Source organism: Methanooceanicella nereidis (assembly GCF_021023085.1).
Lineage (GTDB): Archaea > Halobacteriota > Methanocellia > Methanocellales > Methanocellaceae > Methanooceanicella > Methanooceanicella nereidis.
The window spans coordinates 297,577-315,851 of the sequence record NZ_PGCK01000001.1; the positions used below are offsets into that span (position 1 = coordinate 297,577).

Below are 18,275 nucleotides of genomic sequence, written 5' to 3' on the forward strand. Positions count from 1 at the left end.
ATTAACCGATAAACTTACTCGGGGATTTTGAATTCAAAAAATGTCTACTGAGTTTTCGTGAGGTTAGCATTCGCATATACCCGAAAAGATATGATAGACATCATCCAAAAAACGCATAAGGACAAAAATTACTTAATATCTGTATTTTTATTCATCACGGGAACAAGTCGCTTTACTGCATTGAAGGCGTTGATGTCAGGCACTCCGGACTCTATCCATTTTGTCAGCGACTCTTTTTTGAACTTTGCCTTGTTCTTTATCTGCTTTTTTATGGATTCCACGTCGCCCGGGGTCAAGCCGAAATAATCGCAAAAAGCGTCAGTCGTGGTGATCTCGTATGTCCTGCCATTCTTTCTTTTCTCTATTAGCCCCCTTTCTTCCAGAACGGTGACATGGTCATAGGTAGCCTGTCCTCTCACGTTGACAAGCTCGTTTTGCATTATAGGCTGATAGTATGCGATAATAGATAGCGTCCTCAGCACCGGGCTTGTAAGCTCTTTAGGGGATATAGACATCACACTGGCAGAGTATTCCGCTTTGAGCTGCATGACATACTTGCCCTCGAGCTTTACGATCTCAAGGGGGGAATGCCTTAGCCGGTATTCTTCAATGAGCTTATCGATGATCGGCGCCATATACGTGCTTGAGCGGTTAAGGAGGCTCTTGAGCTGTGCCTCGGTCACCGGGCCTCCCGCTGCGAACAGCGCGGCCTCTATAAGGTTTTTCTCATCCAAGCTTATCTCCCCTGCGGATGAATATTTCGTCGAATAATATTTCCTGTGTGAGAGTCACATATTTTCTATTGGCAAGAAATAGGAGCGGAAGATAAACGTCAATGATGCCTCTGGGCGTCTTTTCCTTCACAAGCTCGCTCATCGTGACGAAATCCCGGTAAGCGTACTCCGCATCAAGGACTTTTATCATTTCCACGATGCTCTTTTCAATATCCTCTTCATGGGCGATACCCAGGACTTCCTCAAGCGTCTTTCGCCTGGGCTTTTCAACCTTTCTTGCCTGCCTTAACGCCGGAATATCCTTTGTGGCCACCGCCCTCTTGAGCTCGTCGATAAGCTCCTGAAGCGTGACAGGCCTCGAGGCCACGTGCCTGAGCCGGGGTTCCAGGACGGGATAATCATCCTCTGCCATGTCTAAAAAGGGATCGTCTTCCTCAAACGGCTCCGGAGGAGGTACGTTGACGAGGATGTCCGATTTCATACGTAACAATATCGAGGCGTAAAGCAGGGTACGGGCGGAGACCCTGAGGTCAAGCTTTTCCATCTCCGTGAGCTTTTTCAGGAACTTGTCCGTCACATCTATGATATTAATGTTCCAGGGGTCGATCTCGCCGCCCCTGGCCATCTCCAGCAATATCTCCACGGACTGCTCCATTACGGGAGTTTCGATCACCGCCTCGCCTTCAGTTGTTATAGAGCTTCACCCCCGTTATGCTGGAGATGTTATTTTCCTGCATCGCGACGCCTATCGTGCGGTTAGCGGACTCTATCATCGGCTTTCTCAGAGACACTACGACGAACTGTGCGTTCTCCGAAAGCTTCTTGATCATCCTGGCTACGCGCTCCGCGTTAGCGCCGTCCAGAAACATGTCCACCTCGTCAAAAGCGTAAAATGGCGCAGGCTTATGGCGCTGGATGGAAAATATGAACGCTAATGCCGTAAGGCTCTTTTCCCCTCCGGACATAGCCTCGAGACGCTGAAGGGCTTTGCCGTGAGGCTGTGCCCTTATGGTAAGGCCGCCTGCGAACGGGTCTTCCGGATTCTCCAGGATCAGCTCTCCGAAGCCGTCGGACAGTTCCATGAATATGTCCTTGAAATTTTCATTGATCGAGTGGAAGGTCTTTAAAAATGTCTCTTTCTTCATCGCCTTATAGTGCTCGATCTTATTCAGTATATCCTGGCGCTCGTTCATGAGCGTGTCCCGTTTGCCGGTAAGCTCTACAAGCCTTTCGTTGACAGAATCGTATTCCGTGATCGCAAGCATGTTAACCGGCTCAAGGGCCTGCATCTTCTTATCCAGTATCGATATGTTAGCGCGGACCTTATCCAGAGGCGGGACGTCCTCTTCAGGCACCATGTCCTTTTCCCGGACTTCCTCTTCCATTCGCTTTATCTTTTCCAGGCTTTCATCGCGGCTTATCTCAAGCGTGTTAAGGATACTCGTTATTCTTTCCATGCCCCTCTTTACGTCATATAGCTCATGGTCGGCCTTCGATAGTTCCTCCGACATATCATCGCGCTGCTTTTTGAGGCCGGTAAGCTCTGACTCTATCTCTTTTTCGCGCTTACCTTTCTCCTCGATCTGCCCCTGATACTCGGTTATCTGCTCCTCGTTCTGCGCGATCTTAGACTTTAGCGAGGCAATGTTATCGTCAACTTCGCGTATGCGCTTCCCGTTCCCTTCGATCCCGGACTGCACATATGCCTGTTCCAGCTTTATTGAAGATATGCTCGATTCCGTATCGCGGATACGGCCGTCAAGCCTCTTCATCTCATCCTCGATGCGTGCGGCTTCCTCGGTCAGCTTCGGTATCTCCGAGCCCCTGAGCTCGTCCTCGAGTTTGGATACATCGGACGTCAGCGAGTTTATTTCGACATCGGCCTTAGCAATTGCTTCCTCGATCGCTATCATCTCATCGCGAAGCACCCTGCGGCTGTCACGTAATGCGCTGATGGCGGCTTCCTTTTCTTTGATCACGGCATCAAGCCTTACGATGCGGCCTGCAAGCTCGTCGCGCTTTGCTGAAAGCCTTGTAGCCTGCGTCTCGAACTCTGACCTGTCTTTCTTAATAGTGTAAATATGACTGTCGATCGACTCGATCTTCTTCAGGATACCGTCCCTTTCGGACTCCAGTACGGCTAACTGCTCCGAAAGCTCTTTTATATGCTCCTCTTCGGACGCCTTGAACTTTAGTTTTGACTTTGCGCGGAAACCTCCGGTCATCGCACCGCTCTTCTCCACAAGGTCACCGTCGAGCGTTACAAGCCTGACGCTGCCTATAAGGCGCCTTGCGGTCTCGAGTGTATCCACCACAAGCGTGTCGCCGAAAACATAGTAGAACGCTTTTTCATAGCGCGGATTGAACTCTACAAGATCTATTGCGTACCCTATGACGCCCCTTTCCCCGCTCAGGTCCCTTAGCGGCGGCCTGGGCCTCATTTTATTAAGCGGTAAAAATGTCGCCGTGCCTTTTCTCAGGTCCTTTAAATAGTAAATACAGCGCGACGCGTCCTCATCATTATCTACGACGATGTTCTGCAGCCTGTTCCCTGCCGCGACCTCAAGCGCGGTGGCATATCTTTCGTCGACTTTACCGAGCTCGGCGATAATGCCATAGATGCCCGGCAGTTCATGGGAATCGCGCGCACGAAGTATGGCTTCGACAGCCTGTGAGTACCCGTCAAATTCCTCATATGCCTTTACCCTGGCTTCCGCTTTCGCATATTCTGCCTGAAGCTTCCTCAGCTGGCTCTCGACGCCAAGCTGCTCCTGCTTTGCCCTGGACCTGGCGCCTTCCATGTCGGTTATATCGGCTGCCAGCGCCTGCGCCCTGCGCTGCAGTTCTGCTATGTCGCGCCCTATGTTCTGCGCTTCGACGCGGGCTTCCTCTATGCGGCTTCTGCTCGACGCGATCTCGGCCTCGGCGTCCTGCTCCTCGTCCTGCTTACGCCTTGCCGCGTCCAGTATCCTGTCCTTTTCCCTTAATTTTTCATTGCGAAGGTTTCTGGAGCCCTCCAAGGAGTTCTTTAGCTCTGATAGCTTTACCCTGACACCCTTGAATTTCTCATCTATGACGGATATTTTTTTATGGACCTCATCCAGGCTGGACTTCCTGAAGGAATATTCATTATTGAGGCTTAGCTTCCTGTTCTCCTCTTCCTCCAGCCTCTTATTCATCTCCTCTATCTGGCCGCGGGCCTTTTCGATGTCCAGGAACAGTTTTTGCTTCTCCGTTTCACGGTTGAGCACCTCAGTCCGGGAGAAATCTATGACGTTGTTACATCCCTTTATTCCGGCCTTTGCTTCCTCTATCTCCCGCCTTATCAGTATCTGTTCTCCCTCGCCCTTACGGGATATCATGTCGCTAAGGGATTTGATCTCTTCCTTAAGTTTTTGGACAGCTGCGCTCTTGACCTCTACATCCGCGATGATCGACTCTCTTTTCTCAGCCTTATCGCGAATGTCTTCGAGTATGGAGTCAAGGATCTTTTTGGCCTCTTTAAGCTCCGAAAGAAGGAGATAGCCTTCGTTCTTTATCTTTTCATCCTTATATGACTGGTATAGCAGTGCCTGGTCCCTTTCGGCCTTCAGCTGGAAAAGCCTTGACTCGACCTCTGCGAGAATGATGTTGACTCGCTCGATCCTTTCCCTGACCACTTCGAGCTCGGAAAGCGCTTTATCGGTCTTATCGTCAAATTCGGCGGTACCTGCTATCTCGTCTATTATCCTGCGGCGCTCCGTATCGCTCGTTTCGATTATACGGGTGACATCTCCCTGCATTATCACATTGTAGCCGTCAGGGGATATTTGCGCCTTGCCAAGCTGCTCATGCATCTCGGATAGCGAGCATGGCTTATCGTTGAAATAGTAATAACTGTAATAACCGCTGTCACTGGATTTTATTCGCCTGGTGACGCTTATCTCATCCTGGTCAATAGGCATCTCGCGGTCAGTGTTATCGAAGCGTATCGTTACCTCGGCCGATCCGGGCCCTTTTCCGTCTACGCTGTATATAAGATCGGTGAGCTTTTCAGCCCTCATTGTGCGTGAGTTGGAAAGCCCCAGACAAAAGAGTACACTATCTATGACATTGCTCTTACCCGAGCCGTTCGGCCCGGAAATAGTTGTAAAGTCGTCAAAAAAAGGTATCTTTACCTTTTTCCCGAACGACTTAAAGTTAGTAAGCTCTATCTCTTTGATATGCATGTGTTCCACGCATTAGTTTCAAGGGTTCCTGTTCATATGGAAGAATCGCAGCGCATTTTTGCCGCTTTCTTCGGACGCTCCATCCGGGGATAGGTTCTCAGCCTCGCTCATGATGCTCGCGGGATCGGTCTTTGCGGCCACGTATTTGCCATATAGGTTGAAGCTTTCCGGATTGGGCACGCCTCCAAGGCCAAGGTCCGGGTCAATGACATCGTCCATTTCCTCATCTTCTGCGGCATTCGCTATCATGATGCCGGTCAGGACACTTTCAAGCGAGCCTATCTTTTTCATGACCTCGGATAACGTAGTCTGGGTCTGCCTGAGCTCGCTCTCAAGATGTTCTGTTTTTTTCTCGAGCCCTTTGACTTTTTCTTTCAGGTCTTCAGGCTGTTTTTCACGAAGGCGGTTCTTTAAAGAGCGGATCTCCTCGTCCTTGTCCTTGAGCCTCCTCTCTAACCTTGCAAGCACAATATCCTTCATATCCCCTTCCATTTTTACCCCTAAATGACTAAACGAAGTTTAGATATTTAATTCTTGCTTCTATTGCCCATAGGCGCAAAGAAGTCTTGAAAGTTAGTAGCCAAAGATTTGATGTCGCGATTAAAAAAGAGGTATAACTATCACCACAAAGGTAACCAGGGAACACTAACTGCTAACCACGAAGCGCACAAAGGCAACCAAGGGCACGATTTTTTAACCACGAAGCGCACAAAGGCAACCAGGGAACACTAACTGCTAACCACAAAGCGCACAACGGCGAAAAAAGGTACACTAAGGACTTTTTTGGAAGGTTATTATACCCTAAAAAAATCTTTGTGTACCTTACTCGCCTTCATGCGCTTCGTGGTTAGCAGTTTAGTGTACCTTCGAGCCCTTTGTATGCTTCGTGGTGAAGAATTATCATAAGGTGAAGCTTTCTGTCCATTCTGGCGTTGCAGGCGCTTTACCTTCCTGTAGCATCTCCTGCCATTTTTCATCGGTAAGCCTGTCGGACATCGGATGAGTGAACTCGTAGTATGAGAACGCACCTCCCTTCGTGAGGACGAGATCGCCGTCTATCTCCACAATAACGAAGATATGGTACGGGTTGCCTACACCCTCTTCCAGTACCATGTCGGTATTGACATCCGTGTGGACATCTGCGACAACCGCCATCTTTTTATCGGCGTCATTTGACACTTTATCGTTCACCGCAGAAGAGAACGTGGTAATGCTTTCGAGCGTGTTCCCGATATTCTCTATGAGCTTGTATTCGTCTTCGACCAGTGTTTTGCCGGTAAGCTCCTTCTCTGAGATGTCCTTGAGCGAGACCAGAAGCCCTTTCAGGCTCTTAAGCTTGCCTGCGAACTCATCGTCGAGAAGCCCGCGAGACTGTAGACCTTCCTCGGTCATCGCGGCGAGAGAGGCGAGGCGCGCATAAAGCTCCGCGTTGGGTTCTACATAGCCGCGAGGAGTGGTCCCCGAAGGCATTATCGCTGTTGCTTTCATCGTATAGCTCTGCTTTGCGTAAAGGATGGTATCATGCCTTAGCTCGGTCCAGCTGCCGAGAGAAGTGTTCAGCTCTTTGTCGGTCCACGCCTGGTTTTTCATGAATGTCGGATATCCGTCGCCTTTTTTGTTCAGAAGAGCGAAAAGGCAGTAGAGCCAGCACCAGTACAGGTTCTGGGTCCATGTGTCATCCTTGAAAGCGGCGAACTGTTCCTTTAATGACGCAAGCTGTTTATCATAATTGTAAAACCTGGTCTCGTTATACACTTTATCGAGGATCTCATAAGCCCTCTCCGATCCGAGAACTGCCATTACATCAAGCCCTTTCGGGAACAGCCTGGGATCTTCCGGAGTGCCTACCTTATTATAGACCAGCTCCTGGAACATATATGAGTCGGGGATGAAGCGCTGGCCCATGAACCTGAAGCCTTTTAGATTCTCTTTACTCTCCGTGTCCTCTATATAAGTGGAGATGATCTTAGGCTCTTTCAGCTTCGCGGCTTTTTCCATGAAAGCCTCAAGCTTCGTATCGTCAGCCAGATCGGAAAGTGAGACTTCGCTGCCGTATATTTCCTTTATCAGGGCAAGATAGTCGAACACCGACAGGTCGTCGGTCTCGCCGACAAAGAACACCGTCGGCTCATAGATGCCCTTCCACATGTCGAACAGCCTGGACTTAAGAGCGAGCGTTATAAGTATAGCCATCCTGGTCTGTTCCTTGTTAAGCTCCATATCGTCAGTATTAACGACGAAAGACATCCTGCCGAACCACATCATCGCCTTGAAATATTTTTTGAGCGTGTCGTTTCGGGTATAGTGGCCCCTCGGAACATACTGGCTGTAGTCCTCTTTGTACTGGAATATGGGCGAATCGCCAAAGCCCTTGTGAGCCTCGATCAGCGCAAGCTCCTTATTGACATACTGCATCACGTCCGCCGGAATACTCGCATCGGGATCTAAAAGCGATAGCGCTACGCTGAAGAACGCGGCATTTTTCAGTGCGGGGACCTTTATCTCTTCGATCCCCGAGTTAAGCTGAGCCAGCGACTCCGTTAGCATCGACTTCGTCAATTCTATAAGGCCCGGGCTGAAATGGTCGACCTCAAGGACACGCAGGATATAGTCATAGAGGATGTGATAGCTGTGCAGCAATGCATCGGTAGTTACAAAAGCAGGTATTCCGGCGTCCTTACAGTGCTTGTAGACGTCGTATATTTGATCGTCCGCGGATGCCTTCATGTAAAATTGATCTGAAGTAAGTGCTTTTTTCTCCGCCACCCCCGGGTTCATTCTGTCAACGTTGGAAACATTCGACAGGTCCGGCAATACTGAATATGGCTTTACTGCCGGCGCAGATATGACTTCCATCGGCCTGTATTCCGCGAACCTTGAATTTACGCTATTGACGATCGTATAAGTGATATTCCCCGTCGGGCGGGGTGGCTGTAAATCTCCGCCTGTAAGGGATATGCATCCCCATGAGCTTGCGCTTAATGCAATTATTCCCCCGGCAGCCCCAATAGCTTTTAAAAATTCTCTCCTGCTGGTAAGTCCCGATCTGCTATCGTCCCTCATAATAAAAAGATTTGGAAAGAGACCACATATATATTGCTATAACTACGGATGCCGCCGTAGTATAAACTATGATCATGTTAGATACAGTTCACATATGTGCATGAAAACCAATAACTTTTTATTTTCATTTTATAATTTTAATGTGATGCGCACAATCTATTGGGATGACAAGAAAGGCTGTGTCACGCTTGTTGACCAGACCGCTCTGCCGGTAAAGCTTCTTTTGCTTGATATTCATGAGGTAAGGGACCTCGAGGACGCCATACTCAAGCTGAAGGTGAGAGGGGCCCCCGCATTAGGCGCGGCGGGCGGGTTCGGCGTCGCGCTGCTCGCGTACACGATCAAAAGCCGGGACATAAAGGAATATATCGAAAAATTAATGTCGGGCGCAGATGAGCTGAAAGGAACGCGGCCTACGGCGGTCAATCTTTCATGGGGCGTCGAGCGGACCATGAGAAAAGCTTTAACAGGAAAAGACATTAGTGAAATCCAGTCCCTGGCACTCGAAGAGGCAAAGGCAATAGCTGACGACGATGTTGCCCGGTGTAAAGCCATAGGAGAGCACGGCTCAAAGCTTCTGGAAGATGGCGACACGGTCATGACGCATTGTAATGCGGGCAGGATGGCGTGTGTCGACTGGGGTACCGCGCTGGGCGTGATCCGCTCCGCCGTAGCCGAAGGTAAAAAGATCAAAGTGATCTCATGCGAGACAAGGCCGCTCAACCAGGGCTGCAGGATCACGACCTGGGAGCTTATGGAGGACGGGATACCCGTCACGCTGATAACGGACAGCATGTCCGGCCATGTCATGCGTAAAGGAATGGTGGATAAGGTCATTGTGGGCGCCGACCGCATAGTCGAGGACGCGGTGTTCAATAAGATAGGCACTTACACGCATTCCGTGGTCGCGAAGGCCCATGGCATACCGTTCTATGTCGCGGCGCCGTTCTCTACGTTCGATTTCACGAAAAAGGAAAAGGACGTTGTGATCGAGGAGCGAAGCGGCGACGAGTTAAGGTACTGGGGCGGAATGCAGATCGCCCCGAAGGACGTCCAGGTGTATAATCCGGCTTTCGACGCCACCCCGATGGAAAATGTCACGGCGATCATAACCGAGCTCGGGATACTGAAGCCTCCGATGGATTTCAGCGAGATAAAGAAAAAATTCAATATATAAAGGGACATATTCAATCAATCTAAGCAGGGAAACAGGATGAGCTATAGATACAATTCACAGGAAATGAAAAAAGCCGTAGAGACGGTCATCGACACGATAGAGCAGCAGGTGGAGCTGAAAGAACATTACCTATCAGGGCTCCAGCATGTCTACAGAGTTGACGGACAATACCTGCTCATAATACGCTATAGCAAGAATAAGGACGGCCACTTCTATTTTTCGATCCCGCCCGAATTCCTCAATAACCTCAGCATCAAGCATCTTGTGCTCATCTGCGAAAAAGATGACCACGTGATAGTCCTTCCGTCTTCACAGTTGAACGATATACTGGAGGACATCGAGCCCGGAAAGAAGGGATGGACGCTGGACGTCTACGATAAGGAAGGCTGGGAACTGAAGGTGGCCAAGACCGAGAAGGTCCTCTACATTGATAATTATGTGAACGAATATGACCTGATCTATTCCAGGAGCCCTGTGGTAGCGGGAAAATCCGCCATAAACATGATATGCAAGGACAAGCCGGGCGTGCTTCGCGACATAGCCGGCGTCATAGCCAAGCATGGCGGAAATATCACATTTACTCAGCAGTTCATCATAGACAAGGGCGTCAACGAGGGTATGTCTTCGCTATACCTTGAGGTCGAGGACGTAATGGATATAGAAGACCTGGTGGTTGCCCTTAAAAAGATGAACGTTATCCAGGAGATCACGCTTCATCCGACGCTGGAGAGAATATTCGGCTCCCGTGTCATCATAGTGGGAGGAGGCGCGCAGGTCGCCCAGGTAGCCATGGGCGCTATTAATGAAGCGGACCGCCATAATTTAAGGGGCGAGCGCATCAGTGTGGACACGATACCCCTTGTGGGAGAAGATAACCTTGCCGACGCCGTTGAGGCGGTAAAAAGGCTTCACAGGGCTCAGATACTCGTCCTTGCCGGTTCCATAATGGGAGGCAGGATATCCGAAGAGGTCAAGAAGCTGCATGGAGAGGGGATGCCCGTCATATCCCTCAATATGGCAGGAAGCGTGCCGGATTACGCGGACCTGGTCGTCACGGACCCGATACAGGCGGGCACATTCGCGGTGATGCACGTCGCAAAGACCGCAGTGTTCGACATAGACCGCGTGAGAGGCAAAAAGTTCTGATCGCCATCCCATCGCGACATCTTTCGCTTAAAATGACTTGCATCCGATAGGTGGATCAAACCCTAAAGATAAAGGATGCAAGCCCTATTTTCTTAAATTTATAGTATCTTACAGGACTGATACTAAGATAGTCACCTGTCCATGCCTTTTTCTTACACCCCGATAGGTAAATAAGGTATTTATAATATAATTATAAATTAAGTTATATAAAAATAAAAAAGCCGGGGTTCATGATACGGAATATACTAAAACGGATAACTTCATTATCATTATTGCTCGCTTTTTCAATCCTCCTGACGGCCGCCTCATCATACTGCAGCGCGTTAGAGGAAAGAGTCGGCATTATCGAAGGCCTGGTCATTAGCGAGGATATAGACAGGGTAGACACTGCGAAAGTGACAGTATGGCAGTGTATCTATAACGGAGATACGGGGGCATACAAGAACATTAAGATAGCTGAAATAGACATGAACCCGCAGTTCACAGGCCCCGGACGCAAGGGAGAAAAAGGGTCGTTCACATTCGAGAATGTGCCGTCGGGGCTTTACAATATCACAGCCGAGAAAAACGGTCACATGGGATATAAAATAATAAATTTTGATGCCAGAAGACTGTTTGAAAACACTTACATCGTGATCACGGGCTATAACACATCGACATATGTCGCCCATGTGCATGAAGAAGGGCCTGTAACGACATTCCAGGTTGACTCGCGGACGTCGACGCTGGTGGCCATCGGCCTGATAATCATGATCAGCTATTTCAATAACAGGAAAAAGAGGGCATAAGCCGTTCGGGCTTACGCTTCATATTTTTGAATGATCTCTTTAAAAGCGTCAACGACCATCCCGAGATTTTCTCTGCCCACTCCGAACGTGCTTAGCTTAAAGAACTTGGTGAGCCCGGGTTTTATGCCGTGGATGCTGCGCGATTTCAGCTCGCGGTATAGGAAATACCTGTCGGCTTTCTTCGATATTTCGTAAAAGACCGGAGTCTCGAAAAACATAAGGTCGTGGTTGTGGGGGCGGTCGCCAAGTTGCCTCATGCCCATGTTTTCTAACTCTGAAGAGAACCACCTGGCGTTTTCAATCTCCTTTTGCCAGTTCTCGGGCTTTGTGCGCTCATAAACCGAGGGGAATGACGCTATCATGGTCATTATGGTAGCGCCTCTTGCAGTACAACCCAGTGACTCGATCTCTTTGTTCTTATTGAACTTTGACCGTTCCAGGACCTTCGGGGCGTATTCGTTGCTAACGCCGAGCACGCCTATCGGGCCGCAGGACGCCATGGACTTATGCCCGCTCCCGGCGATGAAATCGGCTCCCAGGTCTTTTGCGTTGAAAGGCATGCGGCCTATCGCGTATGCTCCGTTCACAAGTAAAGGCACGCCATAGCTGTGTACGATCCTTGATATCGCTTTAACGTCCGGCAGGTTACCATAGCTGCCGTCAGGATACGTGACCAGTGCCATTGAGGGCACATTGCCTGTGCTTTCCTTTATTTCCTCTATCGCCTTCCCGTATCCTTCCGGGTCTATTCGGTATTCGGGGGACGGTGTCTTCTCGACGAGCTTGACGTTAAGCCTCGATCGCTCAGCGGCTACCAGAGACGAGTAGTGCGCATTGCCGTCCATCACCACCCAGTCACCCTCTTTACATATGGAGTGCATAATGGCGAACTTTGCTTCCCTGGCGCCGTTGGTCACCCGGGCCTGGTCGCATCCCAGGAACTCCGGCAGCGCCTTATGAATAAAATCGAATATGGGAGGGGTCTTGATCTCATCAAGTATCCCGGCGCAGTAATCGCATACGGAATACCCGTCCCCCCATTCCATCAATGCCTGGTTCGCTTCAGGCGTCAGTATGCCGCCCGTCTGAAGCGGGTCAAGATTAATTTTTCTCGGGGTATCTCTTTTCACAAACCCGTACTTTTGCAAGGGAATATCTTTTGACATCTATTCATTCAATTCCTGATTAATTATATTTAAGCTTGTCCAGACGGAGTATTTTAAGTGTTAAGTTATGTGTCCCGTTAATTAATAGCTATATTATATCTCCCCATAAAGACAAAGCGCACAAAGGCGAACAAGGAACACAAAACTGCTAACCACAAAGTGCACGAAGGCGAACAAGGAACACAAAACTGCTAACCACAAAGCGCACGAAGGCGAACAAGGAACACAAAATAATTTTAAGTATATGATAATAGTCAAAAAAAGTCCTTTGTGAACCCTCGAGCCCCTGGAGCCCTTCGTGGTGAAAATTAGTGTATCCTTGTGCCCGTTGAGCGCTTTGTGGTGGAAACTGGTGGTCCTTGTTCGCATTCGTGCGCTCTCATGAAAATTATCTTTTCATCCTTAAAACCTGAGCAAGACCCCGCTCATCAAAGATTTCGTGGTGAAAGCCAGTGTTCCCTGGTTGCCTTTGTGACGGACTTGATCATTGATTAACGAAAACGCGCATTAATGATATAACGGAATACTCAACAAAGTGGACTGTTCCGCTTTGAAGGATTGAACCCCGCTCCGCCTATGGGATTCATGAGTTAAATAATCCATGAAACATGCCATATAAAATTTTATGTAGCCTTATATTATCTTAATTTCAATTCGTTAACAAAAATTATTTATTAAAACTTCTCTTAATTTTAAAAATTAACCATTCAGACTTGAAATTGAGACGTTTATATGGCTACCGATGGAAATATGGATGCCCGAACCGCACAGACCCATGACATCAGCGACCTCAGGAGGAAGAAAGACCTGCCGGGCATTGTCAATGTACTCAGGACGGCAGATGACCCTTCTTTGAGGAAAGAGGCTGCATGGACGCTGGGGGAGATAGGAGCTTCGGATTCCGCCAGGGCGCTGATCGAAGCCCTAAAGGATAACGACTGGAAGGTCCGGAGGGAATCCGCATGGGCCCTGGGGAAGATAGGCAGGCCTGCCATAGATCATCTTATTCTTGCATTGAATGATAAAGAAGGATACGTACAGAGAAATGCGGCAGAAGCACTGGGCTGGATAGGGGATGAACGTGCAGTCGGGCCTTTGATGATAGCCCTCAAGGACAATGGATGGTATGTCCGAAGGGATGCCGCATGCGCACTGGGGAAGATAGGTGACCCTCGTGCTGTGGAGCTTTTAATAGAGTCGCTAAGAGATGAAAACAATAAGGTCAGGCGCGAGGCGGCATGGGCACTTGGTAAGCTGGGAGACAGGCGGGCCCTGGAGCCGCTGGAAAAAGCTTTATCGGACGCTGATCCCGGGGTCAGGGACATCGCTCAAGACGCCCTTAAGAAAGGGAAATTAACAGTAATAGAAAATGACAATGACGTAGAGCGAAAACCATTCTCGGCCGAAGAAAAAGTCGATAAGTCAGTGATCATCGACACCCTGATCTGTTCCCTTAGCAGCAAAGACGCATTCATAAGGCGTGACGCTGCCCGTATGTTAGGAAATATGAAGGATCCGCGGGCAGTTGAGCCGCTGATTAACACATTATCGGACACCGAATGGTCCATAAGGCAGGCTGCCTCGGAATCCCTTGGAAATATCGGAGATAAAAGAGCTGTCAGATCACTGATAGTCGCTTTAAAGGATACTAGCTGGTATGTCAGGAAGAACGCTGCCCGTGCACTGGGAAAAATTGGCGACCATGCTGCAGTAGAGCCGCTTTCCTGCCTGTTAAGGGACGAGGCAAGGTTCGTGCGTGAGGATGCGGCGTGGGCGCTGGGAGAGACGGGCGACCCGATAGTTGTGGACGTGCTGAAAAAAGCATTAAGCGATGAAGACCCGGATGTCAGAATGAATGCGTCCGAAGCCCTTAAAAAGCTGGTAGAGCCGCTGATCCTAGCTCTGAAAAGCGATGATGCGAACGTTAGAGAGAATGCCGCGTCTTCGCTGGGAAAGATAGGTGATGCCAGGGCAGTGAAGCCATTAATAGACGCGCTAAAAGACGATGACGCAGTAGTGAGGGAAAGCGTCGTCGAAGCCCTTGGAAAAATATCGGATAAGTCTGCGGTGGAACCGTTGATCAGCGTCTTAAGATCGGAGCATGGCTACGTTAAGAAAGACGCTGCATATGCACTGGGAATGATAAAAGATGCTCGCGCTGTGGAACCTTTGATAGAGGCGCTAAAAGATACTGACTGGTATGTCAGGAAAGACGCAGCATGGGCGCTGGGCGAGATAGGCGACGGGAAGGCCGCGAAGCCCCTTATAGCCCTGTTAAAGGACAGCGATAAGGTAGTCCAGAAAAATGCGGCCGAAGGGCTCGGAAAGCTTCCTAATTGTAGTCTTAAGTTCATAAAATTACAGCGGCGATCGTAAAAATGAATTCCAGGGATATATTTTCTGCAGATCAAGATAGATACAGGATATTGTTCGTGGAGGATGACAGAGACCAGGTCGAGCTCTGCAAAAACATCTTTTTCGAGCATAACATATCGGCAGATATCGCCAATGATTCGAACAGGGCCGTCCAGCTAGCCATGTTCAACGCGTATGATGCCATACTCCTGGATTATAACGTTCACGGGTCGATGAGCAATGACCTGATAAAAGGCTTAAAGCGGCTGAACATAGAAGCTCCCTTGCTAATGCTTACGGGAAAAGACCCTTCGTCGATCACGGTCGAGGCAATAAAGAGTATTTTTTACGGGGCTTATGCGCACCTGGATAAATGTCCCGGGTATCATGAAAAGATCCCGCATTTCATTTCAAGCAACGTGAACAGGTTCAGGATGCAAAAGCTCAGGGAGCAAATGAAGGATGACGTCAAGCGCTTTGAATACACTGTGGAGAATATCAGCGAGTACGTCGTAATGACCGACCCCTCCGGAACGATAACTTACGCTAACGGGTCTTTCAACGACAGGTACGGATACCTGAAAGGCGATGTCATCGGCAGGGACATCTCTGTCATTATGGATCCCGATGACGTGAAAGATAAACTGCAAAGGGTAATGCTGAACAACAATCCGCGCGGCTGGAGCGGCGAGCTTACTACCGTTACCAGGCAAGGCGAAAAGATCGAGTCGCTGATGACCATAATGGCCATCAGGAACGATACCGGCAGCATACTATCATACGTGATCCTCTCGAGGGACATAACAGAAAGAAAGCGGGCGGAAAAAGAGCTTGCAAAGTCCAGGGATTTTTACCTCACCCTGTTCGAAGGGTTCCCGGCGATGATTTGGCGTTCCGGGGTGGACGGCAAGTACGACTATTTTAATCGAAGCTGGCTGGACTTTACAGGTAAAAGCCTGGAGAGCCAGGCAGGGTTTGGCTGGGCGAAATCAATATATCACGAAGATATCAAGGCCAGGATAGATACATATGTGGAGGCTTTCAGGCTGCGAAGGCCATTCGAGATGGAATACAGGCTTCTTCGCCACGACGGAGAATACAGGTGGGTCATCGACATGGGACGGCCTTTCTTTGACCAGGACGGAAAATTCGCAGGGTATATCGGCTCCTGCTATGACATCACGGAGCGAAAGGAAGCCGAGAGAGCCCTGAAGGAAAGCGAAGAGAGATTCAGGTACATGAGCTTCCACGATAATCTCACCGGATTATACAACCGGGCATTTTTCGAGATGACCATGAACAGCCTTAACGAAGAAGGCTTTGATGTCCTGAGCATCATCTGTATCGACATCGACGGCCTCAAGATGATAAATGACGCTTTCGGGCATAAGGCGGGAGATGAGCTGCTTGTCGCAGCGTCTAACATCCTGACTCAAGCATTTATGGACATAGATATAATTTCCAGGGTTGGAGGTGACGAGATATGCGTGATAATGCCCGATGCCGACGAAGCGCTTGCATCCGCCAGAAAAGAAGAGATCATCAGTCTCCTGAAGAAATATAACGATAAAAGCCCGCATTTGCCCATCAGCATGTCGATCGGCATAGCATCCTCATCCGAAGGAGTTTCAAATAAGATCTATGACATATATCAAAGAGCGGACGATGATATGTATAAGTATAAGCTCAGCCAGTCGGACAGCCCGAGAAGCAATATCGTCGACCTGCTTCTGGCGGCGCTGGCCGAAAGGGACTTCATAGCCCACGGCCATTCTGAAAGAATGTCCATGATGGCGGAGAGGATGGCTGATGCGATAGGGTTGCCGGATGTCCAGAAAAGAGATCTGATCCTTCTAGCGAAAGTTCATGACATCGGAAAGGTGGGAGTATCCGATAAAATTCTTTTAAAGCCGGGAAAGCTTACCGATGACGAATATGAGCAGATGAAAAAACATTCCTGGATCGGATACAACATCGCGAACCGTTCAAGGGAGCTGTCCCATATCGCGAGCCTTATACTGCACCATCATGAGTGCTGGGACGGCGCCGGTTATCCGGACGGGCTTAAGGGAGAGAATATCCCCCTGGTATGCAGGATCATAAGCATCATAGACTCGTATGACGCTATGACAAGCAAACGACCTTACAGGGATGCCATGAGCAAGAAAGAAGCGATCGAGGAGCTGAAGAGATGCTCCGGCACACAGTTTGAGCCGAGCCTGGTGGACGAGTTCATAGAACTTGTTGAAAACCAGATAATGGAACATGTTTCTCCTGCATCGAAAAACAGAAAAAAGAAAACCATGATAAAATATTGAAGATAAAACTATTACAGGCCTATTGGCATATTTATCTGACCCGATTCTTGGCATAATACTGTTTTTATTAGGTTTTAGGCGAACATTTGCTGATACCGTGCGTAGAAATATTATAAATTGAAATGAATATAAATATTGGTCGATGGTCGGATGGACAGGATATATCTGGATAACAGCGCCACTACACGTGTCAGCGAAGAGGTAATGGAAGCGATGATGCCTTATTTTCATAAAAAATTCGGTAACGCTTCGAGCCTTCATACTTCAGGGAGAGAGGCGAGGGAAGCAGTGGAGAAAGCCAGGCAGCAGGTAGCCGGTGCCTTAGGCGCGGACACGAAAGAGATAGTGTTCACGTCGGGCGGGACCGAGTCCGATAACCTTGCGATCATTGGCGTCGCCAGGGCTTACTGTACAAAGGGAAACCACATTATAACCTCTTCCATAGAGCACTCTGCGGTCTATGAGACATGCCATCATCTCGAAAAACAGGGATTCAAGGTCACATACGTGCCCGTGGACAGTGACGGCATAATAAAGGCCGAAGAGCTAAAAGCCGCCATAAGGCCGGAGACCACGCTCATCACTGTAATGCACATTAACAATGAGATCGGGACGATCCAGCCGTTAGAGGACATCTCGGAGATAGCGAAGGAAAATGAGATTATCGTCCATACAGACGCTGTCCAGAGCCTGGGAAAAGTGAACGTGGACGTAGATGAGCTGGGCATAGACCTTCTTTCCATTTCGGGCCATAAGCTACACGGCCCTAAGGGCATAGGGGCGCTGTTCATCAGAAAAGGGACTAAAATAAAATCGCAGAGCTTTGGAGGAGGACAGGAAAGGGGATTACGGTGCGGTACGGAGAACGTTCCGGGAATAGTCGGGCTGGGGCAGGCATGCGAGTCTGCCGCAAGGAACCTTGATGGGAACTCGGCAAAGATGAGGAGGCTCCGGGACAGGCTAATTAGCGGGGCGTTAAAGATCGATAAGGTCAGGCTTAACGGACACCCGGCAAAGCGCTCCCCTAATAACGCCAACCTGAGCTTCAGTTTTGTGGAAGGCGAGTCCCTGCTTTTAATGCTGGACATGAACGGCATAGACGTGTCTACCGGATCGGCCTGCTCCTCAAAAGAGCTCGAGCCTTCACATGTGCTGATAGCCATGGGCCTGTCACCCGAGGAAGCTCATGGGTCGATAAGGTTCACCAACAGCCATTATAACACTGACCGGGAGATCGACTACGTTCTTGAGAAGCTTCCTGAGATTGTCGCTAAGCTGAGAGAGATGTCGCCGCTCTATAGACCGGCGGCGAGATAGGAG

General features: G+C 49.3%; 12 protein-coding genes. 6 read left to right on the top strand and 6 right to left on the bottom strand.

Features of this window, described 5'->3' with window-relative positions; translation table 11 throughout:
* Positions 1 to 128: 128 nt before the first annotated feature.
* The 5 genes from scpB to CUJ83_RS01645 all read right to left on the bottom strand — a co-directional run bounded on the left by scpB (position 129) and on the right by CUJ83_RS01645 (position 8,005).
* Positions 129 to 734, bottom strand: a complete 606-nt coding sequence (scpB, locus tag CUJ83_RS01625; protein WP_230739842.1) for an SMC-Scp complex subunit ScpB — start codon at positions 732 to 734, stop codon at positions 129 to 131.
* Positions 727 to 1,407, bottom strand: coding sequence for a segregation/condensation protein A (locus CUJ83_RS01630; RefSeq protein WP_230739844.1), 681 nt, complete (start codon positions 1,405 to 1,407; stop codon positions 727 to 729). The genes scpB and CUJ83_RS01630 overlap by 8 nt, the downstream gene beginning before the upstream one ends.
* Positions 1,408 to 1,417: 10 nt before the next feature.
* On the bottom strand, positions 1,418 to 4,942 hold the full coding sequence (gene smc / locus CUJ83_RS01635) for a chromosome segregation protein SMC (protein ID WP_230739846.1): 3,525 nt from the start codon (positions 4,940 to 4,942) through the stop codon (positions 1,418 to 1,420).
* Positions 4,943 to 4,960: 18 nt separating this feature from the next.
* A complete protein-coding gene (locus CUJ83_RS01640) occupies positions 4,961 to 5,434 on the bottom strand; it encodes a hypothetical protein (protein ID WP_230739848.1) in 474 nt (157 codons plus the stop codon).
* Positions 5,435 to 5,842: 408 nt separating this feature from the next.
* Entirely contained in the window at positions 5,843 to 8,005 is a 2,163-nt protein-coding gene (locus CUJ83_RS01645) for a DUF3160 domain-containing protein (protein ID WP_230739850.1), read from the bottom strand.
* Positions 8,006 to 8,150: 145 nt separating this feature from the next.
* Between CUJ83_RS01645 and CUJ83_RS01650 the strand changes: the two genes are divergently transcribed.
* The 3 genes from CUJ83_RS01650 to CUJ83_RS01660 all read left to right on the top strand — a co-directional run bounded on the left by CUJ83_RS01650 (position 8,151) and on the right by CUJ83_RS01660 (position 11,116).
* The gene (locus CUJ83_RS01650) at positions 8,151 to 9,182 is read left to right on the top strand and encodes an S-methyl-5-thioribose-1-phosphate isomerase (protein ID WP_230739852.1); all 1,032 of its coding nucleotides are present in this window, start codon (positions 8,151 to 8,153) and stop codon (positions 9,180 to 9,182) included.
* Between the two features lie 501 nt (positions 9,183 to 9,683).
* Complete coding sequence (locus tag CUJ83_RS15975) at positions 9,684 to 10,328, top strand: DUF5612 domain-containing protein (RefSeq protein ID WP_439651945.1); 645 nt, start codon at positions 9,684 to 9,686, stop codon at positions 10,326 to 10,328.
* 230 nt (positions 10,329 to 10,558) lie between these two features.
* Positions 10,559 to 11,116, top strand: coding sequence for a hypothetical protein (locus CUJ83_RS01660; protein WP_230739856.1), 558 nt, complete (start codon positions 10,559 to 10,561; stop codon positions 11,114 to 11,116).
* An 11-nt stretch (positions 11,117 to 11,127) separates the two neighbouring features.
* On the opposite strand, the gene pscS is transcribed toward CUJ83_RS01660, so the two are convergent.
* Positions 11,128 to 12,282, bottom strand: a complete 1,155-nt coding sequence (pscS, locus tag CUJ83_RS01665) for an O-phospho-L-seryl-tRNA:Cys-tRNA synthase (protein WP_230739858.1) — start codon at positions 12,280 to 12,282, stop codon at positions 11,128 to 11,130.
* A gap of 732 nt (positions 12,283 to 13,014) precedes the next feature.
* Between pscS and CUJ83_RS01670 the strand changes: the two genes are divergently transcribed.
* The 3 genes from CUJ83_RS01670 (at position 13,015) to nifS (ending at position 18,272) form a co-directional block, all read left to right on the top strand.
* Positions 13,015 to 14,658: a HEAT repeat domain-containing protein gene (locus CUJ83_RS01670; protein ID WP_230739860.1), complete on the top strand. Its 1,644-nt coding sequence runs from the start codon at positions 13,015 to 13,017 to the stop codon at positions 14,656 to 14,658.
* Between the two features lie 2 nt (positions 14,659 to 14,660).
* The gene (locus tag CUJ83_RS01675) at positions 14,661 to 16,955 is read left to right on the top strand and encodes a PAS domain S-box protein (RefSeq protein WP_230739862.1); all 2,295 of its coding nucleotides are present in this window, start codon (positions 14,661 to 14,663) and stop codon (positions 16,953 to 16,955) included.
* A 150-nt stretch (positions 16,956 to 17,105) separates the two neighbouring features.
* Positions 17,106 to 18,272: a cysteine desulfurase NifS gene (nifS, locus tag CUJ83_RS01680; protein WP_230739864.1), complete on the top strand. Its 1,167-nt coding sequence runs from the start codon at positions 17,106 to 17,108 to the stop codon at positions 18,270 to 18,272.
* Positions 18,273 to 18,275: the final 3 nt, after the last annotated feature.

Excerpts from the sequence above, each read along its gene's own strand:
- CUJ83_RS15975 (WP_439651945.1), top strand. The coding sequence starts at position 9,684 with ATGATATGCAAGGACAAGCCGGGCGTGCTTCGCGACATAGCCGGCGTC.
- pscS (WP_230739858.1), bottom strand. The coding sequence starts at position 12,282 with ATGTCAAAAGATATTCCCTTGCAAAAGTACGGGTTTGTGAAAAGAGAT.
- CUJ83_RS01675 (WP_230739862.1), top strand. The coding sequence starts at position 14,661 with ATGAATTCCAGGGATATATTTTCTGCAGATCAAGATAGATACAGGATA.
- CUJ83_RS01650 (WP_230739852.1), top strand. The coding sequence starts at position 8,151 with ATGCGCACAATCTATTGGGATGACAAGAAAGGCTGTGTCACGCTTGTT.
- CUJ83_RS01660 (WP_230739856.1), top strand. The coding sequence starts at position 10,559 with ATGATACGGAATATACTAAAACGGATAACTTCATTATCATTATTGCTC.
- CUJ83_RS01640 (WP_230739848.1), bottom strand. The coding sequence starts at position 5,434 with ATGGAAGGGGATATGAAGGATATTGTGCTTGCAAGGTTAGAGAGGAGG.
- smc (WP_230739846.1), bottom strand. The coding sequence starts at position 4,942 with ATGCATATCAAAGAGATAGAGCTTACTAACTTTAAGTCGTTCGGGAAA.
- CUJ83_RS01645 (WP_230739850.1), bottom strand. The coding sequence starts at position 8,005 with ATGAGGGACGATAGCAGATCGGGACTTACCAGCAGGAGAGAATTTTTA.
- nifS (WP_230739864.1), top strand. The coding sequence starts at position 17,106 with ATGGACAGGATATATCTGGATAACAGCGCCACTACACGTGTCAGCGAA.
- CUJ83_RS01670 (WP_230739860.1), top strand. The coding sequence starts at position 13,015 with ATGGCTACCGATGGAAATATGGATGCCCGAACCGCACAGACCCATGAC.